Origin of the sequence: Pseudomonas sp. P105, assembly GCF_032614175.1 — a bacterium.
GTDB lineage: Bacteria > Pseudomonadota > Gammaproteobacteria > Pseudomonadales > Pseudomonadaceae > Aquipseudomonas > Aquipseudomonas rhizophila.
Genome location: NZ_CP126693.1, coordinates 3085669 through 3101112 on the forward strand (window position 1 = coordinate 3085669; position 15444 = coordinate 3101112).

The following is a 15444-nucleotide window of genomic DNA, read 5'->3' on the forward strand; positions in this document are numbered from 1 at the left end:
GGTGTCTGTATTTGCCAGCGGATTCCACTCAAAAGCTTTTAAGTCATGGATTTAGGCGATGAAGTGAAAGTGCTGTCGCACATGGCCATCAGTGTCGCCCGACCCACCTTAAGCAGGCTCGCTCCCACAGAGGTCGGCGTGCACCGTAGCGCCAATGTGGGGCGAGCCTGCTCGCGATGGGTTTTGAATCACTGACTGGAAATGGCTCCATCGACCAATGCCTGCGCCTCGACCACCAATTGCTTGAGGTGCTCATCACCGATGAAGCTTTCGGCGTAGATCTTGTAGATGTCTTCAGTGCCTGATGGCCGCGCGGCGAACCAGCCGTTTTCAGTCATGACCTTCAGGCCGCCAATGGCCTGGTCATTGCCCGGTGCATGGCTGAGGATGTTCTGGATGGTCTCCCCGGCCAACTCAGTGGAGGCAACCTGCTCCGGTGCCAGCTTGCTCAGCAGCGCCTTTTGTTGCGGGCTGGCCTTGGCATCGACGCGCACGGAGAACGGCTCACCCAGTTCATCGGTCAGGGCACGGTAGGCCTGGCTTGGGTCGCGACCGGTGCGCGCGGTCATTTCGGCCGCCAGCAACGCCGGGATCAGGCCGTCCTTGTCGGTACTCCACACACCGCCGTCCTTGCGCAGGAACGAGGCGCCGGCGCTTTCTTCGCCACCAAAGCCCAAGGAACCGTCGAACAAGCCGTCGGCAAACCACTTGAAGCCTACCGGCACTTCATACAGACGCCGCCCCAGGCGCTGGGCCACGCGATCGATCAGACCACTGCTGACCACCGTCTTGCCCACGGCGGCATCGGCGCGCCACTGTGGCCGGTTCTGGAACAGGTAGTCGATGGACACCGCCAGATAGTTGTTCGGCGCCAGCAAGCCGCCGGACGGCGTCACGATGCCGTGGCGATCATGGTCCGGGTCGCAGGCGAAGGCCACATCGAAACGCTCTTTGAGGCCAATCAACCCCTGCATGGCATGGCTGGAGGACGGGTCCATGCGGATCTGTCCGTCCCAGTCGACGGTCATGAAGCGGAAGGTGGAATCCACCTGGGTGTTGACCACGTCCAGGTCCAGGCGGTAATGCTCGGCAATGGCGGGCCAGTAGCGCACCCCCGCTCCGCCCAGCGGGTCCACGCCCAGGCGCAAGCCGGCAGCGCGAATGGCATCGAAGTCGATGACATTGATCAGGTCCGCCACGTAGGTGTTGACGTAGTCGTGACGGTGAGTGGTGTCGGCCTTCAGGGCCTGCTCATAGCTGATGCGCTTAACGCCGGCCAACTGGCTTGCCAGCAGCTCGTTGGCCTTGGCTTCGATCCATTTGGTGATATGGGTATCGGCCGGGCCGCCGTTGGTGGGGTTGTACTTGTAGCCACCACTCTGCGGCGGATTGTGGGACGGGGTGATGACGATGCCGTCTGCCAGGCCGGTGGTGCGCCCACGGTTGTAGCAAAGAATGGCGTGGGAGATCGCCGGCGTGGGCGTGTATTCATCTGCCTCGGCGATCATCACTGTGACCCCGTTGGCAGCGAATACCTCCAGCGCGCTGGCGCCTGCCGGGGTAGACAGCGCATGGGTATCGATCCCCAGGAACAAGGGGCCGTTGATGCCCTGGGCTTCACGGTACAGGCAGATCGCTTGACTGATAGCCAGCACATGCCATTCGTTGAACCCCAGGTCGAAGGAACTGCCACGGTGACCGGAGGTGCCGAAAGCCACCCGTTGGGTCGAAACCGAGGCGTCGGGCCGGCCGGTGTAATAGGCCGTCACCAGTCGCGGGATATCGATCAACAACTCTGCCGGTGCCGGCTTGCCCGCAAATGGACTGACTGTCATGCAAAACCTCTGAATGGAGTGGCTCGATAAAATGGATGCAGTTTACTGACAGTTCGACCGTGGTGCGATGGGTTCGATCCATCGCCCTCCATTACGATTGCTCAAGTCTCAAGGCATCGGCCAGCGCACAGAGTGCAGTATCCAGATCGTGTGAACCGCTCAAGGCGTGGGTCAGGCGCAGATGTTGTGCGTACAGCCCTTGCAAACTGAACAGTTCCCCCGGCGCAATGACGATTCGTTGCGCAAGCAGCCGCTGGAACACCCGTCGCAGATCGACGCGTCGCGAAGATCGGGTCCAGATCGTTGCGCCCCCTTGGGGCTCCAGCCATTGCAGGCTGTCCCCCAGCCGCTCGCGCAGCATTTGCGTTGTCGAGAGCGCACCTTCACGCAACAATCGTCGCAGCACCAGCAAGTGCTGATCGATCCGTCCGTTGCTGTACAAACGGGCAATGGCCTTCTGGCGAATCGGTGACAGACGAAACGCGCGTAGCAGGAAATGTCGCTGCAACTCCAGCGTCAGCTGTCGCGACAACACATAGCCGTAGGGGGCCTCGGGGCCGATGGTTTTTTCGAAAGTGGAATAGACGATCAGCCGGTCCGGGTCGAGCAAGTCTCGAAAAGGCGTCACCCCGGCTTCGAACGCCAGGTCTGTATAGCTGTCGTTCTCCAGCACCCATGTGCCGTGCAGATCCAGCAAGCGCGCGACGGCGCGACGGTTGTTTTCAGGAACGAGCGTGCCCCTGGGCATGTTCAGGACCGAGGACAGGATGACCAGGCGGACCGCTTTACTCGTCAGTAATTGTTCCAGTTGCTCGACATTGATCTCCCCATCCGCCAGCAGTGGCAGTTCGATTACGTCGATATCGGCCGCCTGCAGCAAGCGCAGGACGGTCCAGTCGCAGGGTGATTCGATCAGCACCGTGGCGCCCTTGAGCGCCAGCACGGCGATCAGAATCTCCAATACACCGCGCAGATCAGCGCCGATATAAACATCGTCGGCGTTCCAGCACCGGGCCGGCGAAGACGTGTAGCGAGCCGCCAGCGCGGTGCGCAGTTCCAGCTCGCCCCAAGGCTGCGAGGGCATTTGTGAGGAGCGCGGATACTGACGCAGCAGCTCACGCTCCAGTAACAACAGCGGGCTGTCCAGCGGTTGCATCGACGCAGGCTCGTCAGCGCTGAGTACCAGCATTCCCGGTCGTCGTGCATTGACATACAGGGTCTCGAGCAAATCATCACCGCCGCCCAGCGTCGCGACGCAGGGTACTGGCAACGCGTAATAACCGGATTTGGCGACCGAATAGACCCGCCCTTCCTTCTCCAGCAACGAATAAGCGTACTGGATGGTAGAGATCGACACGTTCAGGCGCTCGGCCAGTTGCCGTAACGACGGCAAACGCACTCGGGCGTCGGCGCCCAGTTCGTTGATCAGGGTGGTGAGGTAACGATAAACCGCCTGATACGCGAAGTCTGTTTCCCGGCAACCTTTCATGGGGTTGGGCCAGGCGACGTGGCGAATGAATCCGTCAAATCCTGCCCCTCAATGCCGTGCCGCACGTTCGCGCATGGCATCGTCGCCCTGCCCGGCTTCTTCAATGTCGATGTCATCGACAGGTTGCTGCGCATCCATCCCCGACGCCTGCTCCTGCTCCGGCGGCGTGATACTCGCCCGATACAGCTTGCCGAGCATATCGATGGACAGGCCACTGACGTCGACCATCCATTGCGCCACCTGATCGGCAATGGCCGCGCCCTGCATGGCCTTGTGCAGATCGGGCATCGCCACCAGCATGCCGGGATGACAGCAGCGCAGGAAGTGCTCCAGGCCAGCGCCTTGCTCCACGAAGGGCGCGAACAACATGCACACCAGTTGCGTTTCGTTGAGCCCCAGGGTCTTGTGCGCGTCGCTGGCGGCCTGGGCGCGCCGCTCGGGGATGGCCGTGGGTGGGCCGAACAGCATGCGTGCCTGCTCGCAGACGTGCTCGGGCAACTGCTTGCGATGCATGATCATGATCGCCCGTTGTACATAGTCGCCATAACCTGCCTCATAGCTGCGCCCCTGCAGATAGCAGGCCTGCAGGCCATGCAGGTGAGCTGACAGCAGTGGGCTCAGGTATTCGTTTTCCGGCGCCGATGCGACGAGTTCATCGGTCCGCACCCGAAGGAATTCACTGAACAGCGGCCAGTTGGTTTCTTGCGAACTGTCGACGATCAGGTCGTCGATACCGATGTGACTCACGCGCCGACACGCCTCGAAGTGCCCCTCGGGTTTCCACGCGCCCTCGTGGTCCTGACCATAGAAGCCCAGGTAGGGACTAGCGCCCAAGGTATCGAGTTGCGCGAAGAGACTGTCGAAACCGCTGGACGGGTCAGTCGCCAGGCCGACCTTGCGAGCGGCACGTCGAAGGCCCGACATGAACTGTTTTTGCTCGCGAGGCGTATCACTGCTGACTAACGAGTCCACGCCGCGCTCCCAGCGAGCCATATGCCGATAGAACTCCGCCATCGCCAGGTAACCGTGATCGCCTACTTCCAAGGGGCTGTCGATCGAGCGAAGGTGGCCCAGAACCAGCGTGTCCATGCGATTGGCCTCATGCCCGGCCGCCGACAATGGCTGCTTGTGATTGAACGGCACCACCTCGCGGTTATCCGCCATCAGCAGTTCCACCCGGGGGTCGTCGTAGACGAACAGCGCGCTGTAACAGCGGTGGATGTTTTCCAGGGTCGCCTGGGTGGTTTCGCTCAGGCGTGGCGTGGCGACACGCAAGTCGAAGGTCACCGGATGCCTGCCGGCGATGCTCAACTGTGCGGCCCGCAAGGCGGTCAGGACATAAAAACTGTCCCGGCTGCCGTTCTGGACCGTCAACACACGATAGTCGCCGATCCGGTCGATGCCGCCAGCGGCGACAATTAAACGCTGGATCAAAAGCTGCAACGCCGTCCGTTCCGCGCGGGAATAAAAACCTGACAGTCGCTGCAATATCTGTTGATACACGTGATTCATTGCCTGCTCATGAATTGAACTCATAGCCATATACCTGGAAATTCAAATATCGGCGTCGCACTGGCATAGCGTGACCGGGCGACGGGTTGATCTGGAAGGTTGTTCTAGTACTGCAAAGAGTATTGGTAATACGCTCAAGCTTTGCTTGTCGTAATTATTTGATACATAAGCTGGGGAGTTCGCCCGCTTCGCCTCGGTACGTGTCTGCAAGCCGCTGAGGCATTGGGTTTCAGCGATTCCGCCCTGCGTCCTAGGAAGATTCCGACAGCATCCTTCAGACAATGAGTACGAAAAACAAAGAACATGCCTAACTTCAATTGTCCCCCTGCCCCAGTCAGTTTTTCCCACAGTCGATTGATGGCGTTAAAACAATTAACGCTTGATGCACCTTTGCCCGAAGGATGACGATTCTCTAGAAACTTGTACTGCGCCACGACTTCTTCCTTGAGATGGAAATCAGCGTTCAATTATCAGGACTTAAATAACGATTAGAAGATACAGATTGAGGGCAAAAACCAGTTCAGTTCTCTGGGGATTAAACGCTTTTTGGGTGTTGAGTGAACTGGACCGCCCAGGCGAAGGCGTGATTGCCGCGCACCAGGGCGTCATTGCCGAACGGAGCGGCAATGGCAGAAGAAAGGAAGGAAAGCAGGTTCAGGCCGAAGGCAGCGCAAGAGTCGCCATGCTGACTCTTGCGCGGAGGAGGAATCAGGCGGGGTCGACTACCTGAAGGGCAACGCGTTCACGGCAGGGGCATTCGCCCATGTAACGGTGGGCTTCGACAAACTCGGAGAATGGAAACACCCGGGTCTTGAGCGGCAACAGCACGCGATCGGCGGTCAGTTGATTGATATCACGCAGCGCCCGCTGCAATGCAACCTGATCCTGGATGATGCCCAGTTCCGGCTTGCCGGTAAAATTGCCGATGCAGTGCACAAAGAACTGAATGTTCTTCTGGAACGCCGCACAGGCCGGGAACGGCGTCTGGTTGCCGCCTTGCAAGCCATACAGCACCAGGCTGCCCCGCGGCGCCAGCACATCACCGAGCAGCGACATTTGCGGCCCGCCGAGGCCATCGAACACCACATCGACGCCACGGTTATCAGTGAGCTTGTTGATTTGCATCAGCAAGTCCTGCTCTTCGGTGACGATGACTTTTTCGGCGCCGAGCGACAGCAGGTACTCACGCTCATCAGCGGTCTTGGTGGCCGCGATCACCCGTACACCCAAGGCCTTGCCCAGTTGCACGAAGGATGGTCCGGCGCAATGACTGGCATCAGTGACCAGGGCAAACTGCCCCGGCTTGACCCGTGCCAGGTCCACGTAGGCGAAATAGGCGATCAGCAGTGGCGTGTAGTGCACAGCGGCTTCGATCGGGGTGAGCACGTCGGGATAACGGGTCAGCGCGGTACGCGGCAACACGATGATCTCACCGTACACCGGGTAATCGTTAGGGCTCTCGGCAGGGAAACTGGCAACTTTGTCGCCTAGAGCCAGGTCGTCGACACCGTCTCCGACAGCCGTCACCACCCCAGCCATTTCATGACCAAGGCCCGACGGCAGGCGCGCCTGGGACGACGCCAGATTCTGGCGCCACAGGGTGTCATACCAGCTGATGCCGATCGCTTCGACACGGACCTGCACTTCTCCTGGCGCAGGAAGAGCCGCCGCATGCTCTTCGCATTTGAGCACCTCGGCACCACCAAACTTGTGAAAACGGATCGTGCGGGACATCGCAAACCTCGTCAAAGTAACCTCTAATGCCATGAACTCTATCCGGGCTTTGTACCCAAGACCATCAGTGGCTATTAATAGTCGACATGCCTGTCATTGATTCCGCAGCAAGAAAATGAACCCAGTCTTGTAGGGCCTATCCCTAAGAAAAAGCAATTAGCCGGTGCAGAGTACCAGTCTTTCCCCGTAAGATTCATGCCGGTCATTGTTCTCATATGGCCGCTCACGTCAAGCTTGCTGAATCTGCCAGGACCCCAGATGAATCGTAATGACCTGCGTCGTGTCGACCTGAACCTGTTGATCGTGTTCGAAACATTGATGCATGAACGCAGTGTGACCCGAGCCGCCGAGAAGCTGTTCCTCGGCCAGCCAGCCATCAGTGCCGCGCTGTCACGCCTGCGCAACCTGTTTGATGACCCGCTGTTCGTGCGCACCGGTCGCAGCATGGAACCGTCGGCCCGGGCGGTCGAAATCTTCGCCCTGCTCTCCCCAGCCTTGGATTCGATCTCCACGGCGGTCAGCCGCGCGGCGGAGTTCGACCCGGCCACCAGCACCTCGGTGTTCCGCATCGGCCTGTCGGACGACGCCGAGTTCGCGCTGTTGCCGATGCTGCTCAAGCGCCTGCGGGCCGAAGCTCCGGGGATTGTCCTGGTCGTGCGCCGGGTCAACTACATTCTGATGCCGGGCTTGCTGGCGTCCGGTGAAATCTCCATCGGCGTCAGCTACACCGAGGATCTGCCGGCCAACGCCAAGCGTAAAGTCTTGCGGCGCAGCATGCCCAAAGTGCTGCGGGCCGACACCGCGCCGGGCCGGCTGACCCTGGACGAATTCTGTGCCCGGCCCCATGCGCTGGTGTCCTTCGCCGGGGACCTGAGCGGTTTCATCGATGAAGAACTGGAGAAACTGGACCGCAAGCGTCACGTGGTATTGGCCGTACCGCAGTTCAATGGCCTGAGCACGTTGCTGGCGGGCACTGACATTATCGCCATCGTGCCCGACTACACCGCCGACGCACTGACCGCCGCTGGCGGCGTTCGCGCCGAAGATCCACCGATTCCGGTGCGCAGCTTCGAACTGCACATGGCCTGGCGCGGCTCCCAGGACAACGACCCGGGTGAGCGCTGGTTGCGTTCGCGGATTCAGATGTTTTTTGGCGATCCGGATAGCTTGTAGAAACTCCGGGCTGCTGTCACCACCCAGTCCCTCACAGGCACTCGCCATAGACCAACCAATCCTGACCTGTGCCCGCTCGACCTGCCCTTCTCATGCCTGGGAAACAGAAGCAAGGCGCACGTGATCAAAGCGGCAATACCGGGGGCATCTCGAATCCAGCTTCAGAAGACGCCCCCGTCCAACTAGAACCAGGTTTCCATCTGTATGCCGTATTGCCACACGCCGCCTGCGTTGAAGTCAGCCTTGCCGAAGGAGTCGGAGGCGCTGTATCTGTCCAGATCCGAGGACCAGTTCATGACGCTGGCGAACACCCGCAGTTCGGGGCGTGTGAGAAGGTCTCCAAAATCAGGTTTGAAGGTCGGGGCGACCGTGAACTTCCAGAAGTTGCCGTCGACTGCATTGCGTTGCAGGTAACCCTTGGGATCGAGGTCCATGGTTTGCCAGCTCATCTCGTAGGCCATCTCGAAATTGCTGTTGATTTCATTGGCCAGGCGCACGTTCAGCGTCATCCAGCGGTAGTCGTCGCCCTTGACGTACCGGTCCTTGCTCTGTTCGGCCAGTAGACTGGGACCGATGCGCCAGCCGGGAGCGATGGGCGTCTCACCATAGAGCGCCAGACGCAAAGCGCGGGCGTCGTCGATCAGTTCGCCGTCCGAGCCGATGTTCTTGACCTCTGCCCCCAGGCCTTGCCCATAGAGCAACGCCGTTTTGAAGAAGCCTTCCCTGCCGAAAAAGTTCTTCTGGTGATTGGCCACCATGCTGTGCAGGCCGGAGTCCGCAGGTGTCAGGCCCACCTCATTGTTGCGGGTGCCGATGTCGTTTTCTTTAGCGCCAATGGCGTTGAACATCCACTGCCACTGCCCATTGTCGAAGAACTGGTTGGAGGTCAGGATGTAGCTTTCAACATCGGCATTGACGCCGCCGTCACTGAACTCCCCGTAATTTCGCCCGATCAACGAGTAATTCGAGCGCCAGTTCTTGTTCATCTGCACGTCGTAGATGCCACCGCCGGTGCCAGCCAGGTAGACGACGTCCGAGTCCAACCAGTGGATATCGAAATTGTCCCGGTCAAACCGCTTGCCTGCCCAGAGGGTGGAATTCTCAAACACCGAGTTCCCCTTGAACGCCGCAATGTGGTCCAGTTCGGTAAACACCTGGCGCACGTTCAGGTTGCTTTCGTCGGCCGTCCAGTCGTTGGAGCTTTCTACGCCATCGGCAATGGACACGGTGAATTTTGAGCGGGTGCCGTTCTGCGCGTATTGCTCTTTCGACAGGTCGATCCGCATATAGGTGTCGTCCTCGTTACCGAGTCGCCCCACGGCACCGCCGACGGAACCGGCCGGGGTTGTATAAGGGCCGCCACGACCACCACCCAGACCGTCATTGACCAGCAACCCCGAGCGGGCGTAGCCCTTGAAGCTGAATCCGTCTGTGAGGGATGCGCCACTGTCTTGTTTTTCCAGGCTTTGTTGCCGGGCTTCGAGTTTTGCCAGCCGCGTGTCCAGCGTCGGCGTGGCAACGTTTGCAGTGGATGCCACCGGTTGGAGCGCGGGAGCGGCGAGTTTGAGTTGTTGCAGTTCCCTGGCCAGGGCCTGGGTTTGCTGTTCGGCAGCCGCAGCGCGTTTTTCCGCGGCGCTGGCACGGGCCTCGAACGCAGCCATGCGTTCTTCCAGCGTCGCAGCGTGAGAGGTGGCCGCCGCGGTGCCGAGCACGCCTGCGAGAAGCCAGCTTGATGCTTTCTGCATGTGGATTTCCCTGTTTTGTTTTTATTTTTGTGTTCGCGCAATGGTCTTTTTTCTTCGGCTTTTGAATTGTCAAAAACCGTGAAAAAAAGGATGCCTCATCGCTAATACGCTGCTACATTTGGCAATGTTAACGTTAACTTTTCTAAAAACAAAAATAAAGAGGGCTTTATGAAACAGCTCAAATCGCTCCTTCCTGCTGCGCTGCTCGGCCTTTGTGTCGGGCTTCCATCCCTCTCGACTGCCGCCAATCTGACGATCTCCTGCGGTGCGGTGGGTGCTGAATTGCAGCTGTGCAAGGAGGCTGTCGAAGCGTGGTCCAAGCAGACCGGCAACAGCGTCGAAGTGGTTTCCACGCCTAACTCGGCCACCGAAAGATTGTCGTTCTACCAACAAATCCTGAGTGCCCGATCCAGCGACATCGACATCATTCAAATCGATATGGTATGGCCGGGGATGCTGGCCAACCATCTGATGGACCTGCGCGAGGTGCTCCCTGCCAACGCGACCGAGGGCTACTTCCAGGCCCAGGTGGATAACGCCACGGTGAACGGCCGGCTGGTGACGATGCCCTGGTTCACCGATTCGGGGCTGCTGTATTACCGCAAGGACTTGCTCGAGAAGTACCACAAACAGGTGCCGCAGACCTGGGCGCAAATGACTGCAACCGCCCGGGAAGTCCAACAGGCTGAGCGCAGCGCCGGGAACGCCAATGCCTGGGGGTACGTCTTTCAGGGCCGCGCCTACGAAGGTCTGACGTGTAATGCACTGGAGTGGATCAGCAGCCAGCCGCAAGGTGGGTTGGTCAACCCACAGGGTGACATCGTGGTCAACAGTCCGGCCGCAAGAACCGCGCTGACGTTGGCCAAGAGCTGGGTAGGAGACATCTCCCCACGTGGCGTACTCAACTACACCGAGGAAGAAGGACGAGGTGTATTCCAGTCGGGCAATGCGCTGTTCATGCGTAACTGGCCGTATGTCTGGGCCCTGGTACAAAGCCCGGACAGTGTCGTAAAAGACAAGGTCGGCGTGGCGCCCCTGCCCCGCGGTGGCGAGACCGGCACCCACGCCTCCACCCTGGGTGGCTGGGGCCTGGCGGTGTCGCGTTACAGCGCCAATCCAAAGCTTGCCGCGCAGCTGGTGAGCTACCTGAGCAGTGCTCAGCAGCAGAAACATCGTGCCCTGGTCGGCGCCTATAACCCGGTGATCGAGTCACTTTATCAAGACCCCGAGCTGCTCGCGGCGATGCCTTATTACAGTCAACTGCGCAGCATTCTCAAGGATGGGGTCATGCGCCCCGCCTCGATTACCGCCGATCGCTATCCACGTGTCTCCAATGCCTTCTTCGATCAAGTGCATGGCGTGCTGGCCGGCGAGGTGCCGGTCGATCAGGCGCTGGCGGAGCTGGAAAGCGAACTGACACGCATCAAGCGCCGGAACTGGTAAGCCACAAGGAAGGAAATTCACCATGTCTGTCTCCACTACCCTGGCGTCCGGTGACGAGCTGCTGCCCGCCCTGGAAACGCCGGTACAACGCCGCCGGGTTCGCGCCGCCTGGCTGTTCCTGACTCCGATGCTGCTGTGTCTGGCCCTGGTGGCGGCCTGGCCGCTGCTGCGTACATTCTGGTTCAGCCTGACCGACGCCAGCCTGGCGGACACCGGTGACGCAAGTTTTATCGGCCTGAGCAATTATCTGCTGCACAGCAGCACCGGTTGGTCAGGCATCCTGGTCGATCCACAATGGTGGAACGCGGTGCGCAACACCCTGCATTTCACTGTGGTCTCAGTGGGGTTGGAAATGGTGCTGGGGCTGTTGGTGGCGCTGCTGCTGAACGTCAAGTTCACCGGGCGCGCCTTGGTGCGGGCATTGATTCTGATTCCCTGGGCGATCCCCACCATTGTCTCGGCGAAAATCTGGTCTTGGATGCTCAACGACCAGTTCGGCATCATCAATCATCTGATGCTGGGTGTCGGCCTGATTGACGCGCCCCTGGCCTGGACGGCAGACGCCGACTTGTCGATGTGGGCCGTGATCATCGTCGACGTCTGGAAGACCGTCCCGTTCGTCACGCTGCTGATGCTGGCGGCCTTGCAGATGTTGCCGGGCGATTGCTACGAAGCCGCCCGCGTCGATGGCATTCACCCGCTGAAGGTGTTCTGGCGAGTCACCCTGCCGCTGCTGATGCCTGCGCTGCTGGTGGCGGCGATTTTCCGCATCCTCGATTCGTTGCGGGTGTTTGACGTCATCTATGTGCTGACCTCCAACTCGTCGAGCACCATGAGCATGTCGGTGTACGCCCGCCAGCATCTGATGGAGTTTCAGGACGTCGGCTACGGCAGCGCGGCCTCGACCTTGCTGTTTCTGGTCGTCGCAGTCATCGCCATGATTTATCTGTACCTCGGACGCCGTAAAATGGAGGTTCGCTCATGAGCCCGCGCCTACTGAAAAAAGCGCTGTTGCGCGTCGGATTCTGGTGCCTGATCGCGATTTTGCTGCTGTATGCGGTGTTCCCTTTCTACTACGCCATCGTGACGTCGCTGAAGCCGTCCAGTGCCTTGTTCCAGGTGAGCTACTGGGTCGACAACCCCGACTTCTCCAACTATGCCGCCGTGCTCCACCAGGCCTCGTTCCTGCGGGCAATCGGTAACTCGCTGGTGGTTGCCCTGAGTGTGGTCGCGCTGGCGCTGTTCCTCAGCCTGACCGCCGCCTATGCCTTGGGCCGGGTGAAGTTTCGTGGACGCGGCGCGGTGTTGATAATGGTTCTGGGCGTGTCGATGTTTCCCCAGGTCGCGGTGCTGTCAGGGCTGTTCGAGGTGATCCGTGCCCTGGGCCTGTACAACACGCCCTGGGCGCTGATCCTGAGCTACACGATCTTCACCCTGCCCTTCACCGTCTGGGTGCTGACCACGTTCATGGGCCAACTGCCCCATGAGCTGGAGGAGGCGGCGATCATGGACGGTGCTTCGCCCTGGGTCACCCTGACCCGCGTGTTATTGCCGCTGCTCTGGCCTGCGCTGGTCACCACCGGCCTGCTGGCTTTCATTGCTGCGTGGAACGAGTTCCTGTTTGCCCTGACCTTCACCCTCACCGACACGCAGCGCACGGTGCCGGTAGCCATCGCCCTGATTTCCGGCGGCAGCTCCCATGAGTTGCCTTGGGGGCTGTTGATGGCCGCTTCGGTGCTGGTCACCGTCCCACTGGTGATTCTGGTGCTGATCTTCCAGCGCCGAATCGTTTCCGGTCTCACTACCGGTGCGTTAAAGGGTTGATGCCCAACAAAGACAAGGAACAGCATCGTGATCAAGTTGAAGCTAGACAACGTGAACAAACAATTGGGCGGCATGCGCATTCTTCGCGACGTCAGCCTGGAAATCGCCGCCGGTGAATTCGTGGTGTTCGTCGGCCCCTCGGGCTGCGGAAAATCCACCCTGTTGCGACTGATCGCCGGGCTGGATTCCATCTGCGCCGGCGACCTGTTGATCGACGGGCGCCGGGTCAATGACCTGGAGCCGCGCGAGCGTGGCGTCGGCATGGTGTTTCAGTCCTATGCCCTCTACCCGCACATGAACGTCTACGACAACATCAGTTTTGGTCTCAAGTTGGCCAAGACCGAAAAAACCAGCCTGCGCGAGCGCGTGCTGAAAACCGCGCAAATCCTGCAGTTGGACAAACTGCTGCAACGCAAACCCAAGGAATTATCGGGTGGCCAACGTCAGCGGGTGGCCATGGGCAGGGCTATGGCACGGGAACCGGACATCTTGTTGTTCGATGAGCCGCTGTCCAATCTGGACGCCTCTTTGCGCGTGCAAATGCGCAATGAAATCGCCAGGCTGCATGCCCGACTGGGCACGACCATGATCTACGTGACCCACGATCAGGTTGAAGCGATGACCCTGGCCGACAAGATTGTCGTGCTCAATGGCGGACGTATCGAGCAGGTTGGCTCGCCGCGAGAACTCTACGAACGCCCGGCGACTCGTTTTGTCGCCGGTTTCCTCGGCTCGCCAAGGATGAACTTTCTTGCAGCGTTCCTGCATACGCCAGGCGCAAGCAGCCTGGTGGAAAGCCTGGTATTGGGCAGGACCACCCTGCCCTTTGACAGCTCAAGCCTGGCGGCGAACAGCCAACTGAGCCTGGGGATTCGACCGGAACATGTAGCACTCAAGGCGGCACAGGGCACAGCCGGCATCGCCGTGATCGGGGTCGAATACCTGGGCAGCGAAACCTATGTGCACCTCGATACCGGTCAGGATGAGCCGATGATCTGTCGCTGTGAGGTCCACGCCGGGTGGCGAGTGGGTGATCGGGTCGAACTGCAGGTAGAGATCGACAATCTGCACCTGTTCGATGCCGACGGCACGGCCTTGAGGCGCCACCCACAATCCCTCGAAACCCCGTTGGATGACATTGCCCAGCGCTCGGTACGAGCAGGCGCCCTATGACCGTGTGTGTGAATCCCATGAACGCTCCAATGTCCGCGACCCTTGAGCTTGCACAACAGGCGCTGAGCGCCGGCCTGTCTCGCGTCACCGATGACTATCGCCCCGACTATCATCTTGCCCCGCCCGCAGGCTGGATGAACGACCCTAACGGAGTGGTGTACTTTCGCGGCGAGTATCACGTGTTTTATCAACATCACCCCTTCGACGCGAAATGGGGCCCGATGTATTGGGGGCATGCCAAGAGTGCTGACCTGGTCCATTGGCAGCACCTGCCCATCGCACTGGCGCCAGGCGATGACTTTGACCGCGACGGGTGTTTTTCCGGCAGTGCGGTGGTGTGTGGCGACACGTTGGCGTTGATCTACACCGGGCACACCTGGCTGGGGGAAGTGGGTGACGAACGCCAGATTCGCCAGGTCCAGTGTCTTGCCACCAGCGTCGACGGCGTCCGGTTCGTCAAGCAGGGTGTCGTCATCGAGACCGCACCGCAAGACACGATCATGCATTTTCGTGATCCCAAGGTCTGGAAGGACAACGACTATTGGTACCTGATTGCCGGCGCACGCCTGGGCGATACGCCTTTACTCCCCTTGTACCGCTCCATCGATCTGCGCGCCTGGGAGTTCCTTGACTATGTAGCCCGCGGCAACGAGGGCGATGGCTATATGTGGGAGTGCCCGGACCTGTTTCGCCTCGATGGGCGCGACGTGCTGCTGTACTCCCCCCAGGGCATGCGCCCCGAGGGTTACGAGCGGCTCAACAAGTACCAGACCGGTTATCGCGTGGGGCAACTCGACAGCCAATGGCACTTCAGCGGCGACCCGTTTATCGAGCTGGATAACGGCCATGACTTCTATGCTGCGCAAACGCTGGTGGCTGCTGACGGTCGGCGCCTGGTGTGGGCGTGGCTCGACATGTGGGAAAGTCCGATGCCGAGCCAGGCCCATCACTGGTGCGGCATGCTCGGCCTACCCCGGGAACTGCAGTTGCATGCCGACCGCCTCAGGGTGTTTCCGGCCCGGGAATTGACCGCTTTACGCAAGGCACCGCTGCCGCACACCTCTGCGTGGGTTGGACCGGGCTACGAATGGGTGCCACAGGTCAATGGCGACAGGCTCGAGCTCCATGTGCATCTGGATTTGCTCGGCTGCGCCGAAGGTCACCTGGGTATCGCCTTGCGTTGCAGTGCCGAGGGCGACGAACAAACCCTGCTCTATTACGACGCTTCGCTGCAGCGCCTGGTACTGGATCGCAGTCGTTCGGGCGCGCAGGTGAGCGGTCAGCGCAGCGTGGCGATAGACCACGCCCAGAAGTCCTTGCACCTGCGGGTGTTTCTGGATCGTTCGTCCATCGAGGTGTTTGAGCAAGACGGCCGCTTCAGCCTCAGCAGCCGCGTCTATCCGCGGCCCGACAGCCTGGGGGTAAAACTATTGGCAAGCGGGGCTGGCGGACGCGTCTCCATTGGTAATGCATGGCCGCTGGCTTCCGCATGGCTATGAGCAATGTCATTCGAGTC

11 protein-coding genes are annotated in these 15444 nt (G+C 60.1%); 6 read left to right on the forward strand and 5 right to left on the reverse strand.

What is annotated here, in order from left to right; all coding sequences use genetic code 11:
• Positions 1-188 precede the first annotated feature (188 nt).
• From pgm to QOM08_RS13935, 4 genes are all read right to left on the reverse strand, one after another.
• The gene (gene pgm / locus QOM08_RS13920) at positions 189-1835 is read right to left on the reverse strand and encodes a phosphoglucomutase (alpha-D-glucose-1,6-bisphosphate-dependent) (RefSeq protein WP_281459220.1); all 1647 of its coding nucleotides are present in this window, start codon (positions 1833-1835) and stop codon (positions 189-191) included.
• 91 nt (positions 1836-1926) lie between these two features.
• Positions 1927-3324, reverse strand: a complete 1398-nt coding sequence (locus QOM08_RS13925; RefSeq protein WP_281459219.1) for a PLP-dependent aminotransferase family protein — start codon at positions 3322-3324, stop codon at positions 1927-1929.
• Positions 3325-3372: 48 nt separating this feature from the next.
• A complete protein-coding gene (locus QOM08_RS13930) occupies positions 3373-4860 on the reverse strand; it encodes a hypothetical protein (protein ID WP_316913198.1) in 1488 nt (495 codons plus the stop codon).
• A gap of 684 nt (positions 4861-5544) precedes the next feature.
• The gene (locus QOM08_RS13935) at positions 5545-6570 is read right to left on the reverse strand and encodes a zinc-dependent alcohol dehydrogenase family protein (protein ID WP_316913199.1); all 1026 of its coding nucleotides are present in this window, start codon (positions 6568-6570) and stop codon (positions 5545-5547) included.
• Positions 6571-6828: 258 nt separating this feature from the next.
• On the opposite strand from QOM08_RS13935, the gene QOM08_RS13940 reads away from it, so the two are divergent.
• Positions 6829-7743 (forward strand): LysR family transcriptional regulator, encoded by a 915-nt coding sequence (locus tag QOM08_RS13940; protein ID WP_076384631.1) that lies wholly within the window; start codon positions 6829-6831, stop codon positions 7741-7743.
• A 182-nt stretch (positions 7744-7925) separates the two neighbouring features.
• On the opposite strand, the gene QOM08_RS13945 is transcribed toward QOM08_RS13940, so the two are convergent.
• A complete protein-coding gene (locus QOM08_RS13945) occupies positions 7926-9488 on the reverse strand; it encodes a carbohydrate porin (RefSeq protein WP_316913200.1) in 1563 nt (520 codons plus the stop codon).
• Positions 9489-9656: 168 nt separating this feature from the next.
• Here QOM08_RS13945 and QOM08_RS13950 point away from each other — a divergent pair, with 168 nt between their 5' ends.
• From QOM08_RS13950 to QOM08_RS13970, 5 genes are read left to right on the forward strand one after another with little or no spacing between them, the layout of a single operon-like run.
• The gene (locus QOM08_RS13950; RefSeq protein WP_316913201.1) at positions 9657-10931 is read left to right on the forward strand and encodes an ABC transporter substrate-binding protein; all 1275 of its coding nucleotides are present in this window, start codon (positions 9657-9659) and stop codon (positions 10929-10931) included.
• A gap of 22 nt (positions 10932-10953) precedes the next feature.
• The gene (locus QOM08_RS13955) at positions 10954-11916 is read left to right on the forward strand and encodes a sugar ABC transporter permease (protein WP_316913202.1); all 963 of its coding nucleotides are present in this window, start codon (positions 10954-10956) and stop codon (positions 11914-11916) included.
• Positions 11913-12755, forward strand: coding sequence for a carbohydrate ABC transporter permease (locus QOM08_RS13960; RefSeq protein WP_047226425.1), 843 nt, complete (start codon positions 11913-11915; stop codon positions 12753-12755). The genes QOM08_RS13955 and QOM08_RS13960 overlap by 4 nt, the downstream gene beginning before the upstream one ends.
• Before the next feature lie 27 nt (positions 12756-12782).
• Complete coding sequence (locus tag QOM08_RS13965; RefSeq protein WP_173406945.1) at positions 12783-13928, forward strand: ABC transporter ATP-binding protein; 1146 nt, start codon at positions 12783-12785, stop codon at positions 13926-13928.
• A complete protein-coding gene (locus QOM08_RS13970; RefSeq protein WP_173406944.1) occupies positions 13925-15427 on the forward strand; it encodes a glycoside hydrolase family 32 protein in 1503 nt (500 codons plus the stop codon). Before QOM08_RS13965 ends, QOM08_RS13970 begins: the two co-directional genes overlap by 4 nt.
• The last annotated feature ends 17 nt before the right edge of the window (positions 15428-15444 follow it).

Excerpts from the sequence above, each read along its gene's own strand:
- QOM08_RS13950 (WP_316913201.1), top strand. The coding sequence starts at position 9,657 with ATGAAACAGCTCAAATCGCTCCTTCCTGCTGCGCTGCTCGGCCTTTGT.
- QOM08_RS13960 (WP_047226425.1), top strand. The coding sequence starts at position 11,913 with ATGAGCCCGCGCCTACTGAAAAAAGCGCTGTTGCGCGTCGGATTCTGG.
- pgm (WP_281459220.1), bottom strand. The coding sequence starts at position 1,835 with ATGACAGTCAGTCCATTTGCGGGCAAGCCGGCACCGGCAGAGTTGTTG.
- QOM08_RS13935 (WP_316913199.1), bottom strand. The coding sequence starts at position 6,570 with ATGTCCCGCACGATCCGTTTTCACAAGTTTGGTGGTGCCGAGGTGCTC.
- QOM08_RS13925 (WP_281459219.1), bottom strand. The coding sequence starts at position 3,324 with ATGAAAGGTTGCCGGGAAACAGACTTCGCGTATCAGGCGGTTTATCGT.
- QOM08_RS13955 (WP_316913202.1), top strand. The coding sequence starts at position 10,954 with ATGTCTGTCTCCACTACCCTGGCGTCCGGTGACGAGCTGCTGCCCGCC.
- QOM08_RS13945 (WP_316913200.1), bottom strand. The coding sequence starts at position 9,488 with ATGCAGAAAGCATCAAGCTGGCTTCTCGCAGGCGTGCTCGGCACCGCG.
- QOM08_RS13930 (WP_316913198.1), bottom strand. The coding sequence starts at position 4,860 with ATGAGTTCAATTCATGAGCAGGCAATGAATCACGTGTATCAACAGATA.
- QOM08_RS13970 (WP_173406944.1), top strand. The coding sequence starts at position 13,925 with ATGACCGTGTGTGTGAATCCCATGAACGCTCCAATGTCCGCGACCCTT.
- QOM08_RS13940 (WP_076384631.1), top strand. The coding sequence starts at position 6,829 with ATGAATCGTAATGACCTGCGTCGTGTCGACCTGAACCTGTTGATCGTG.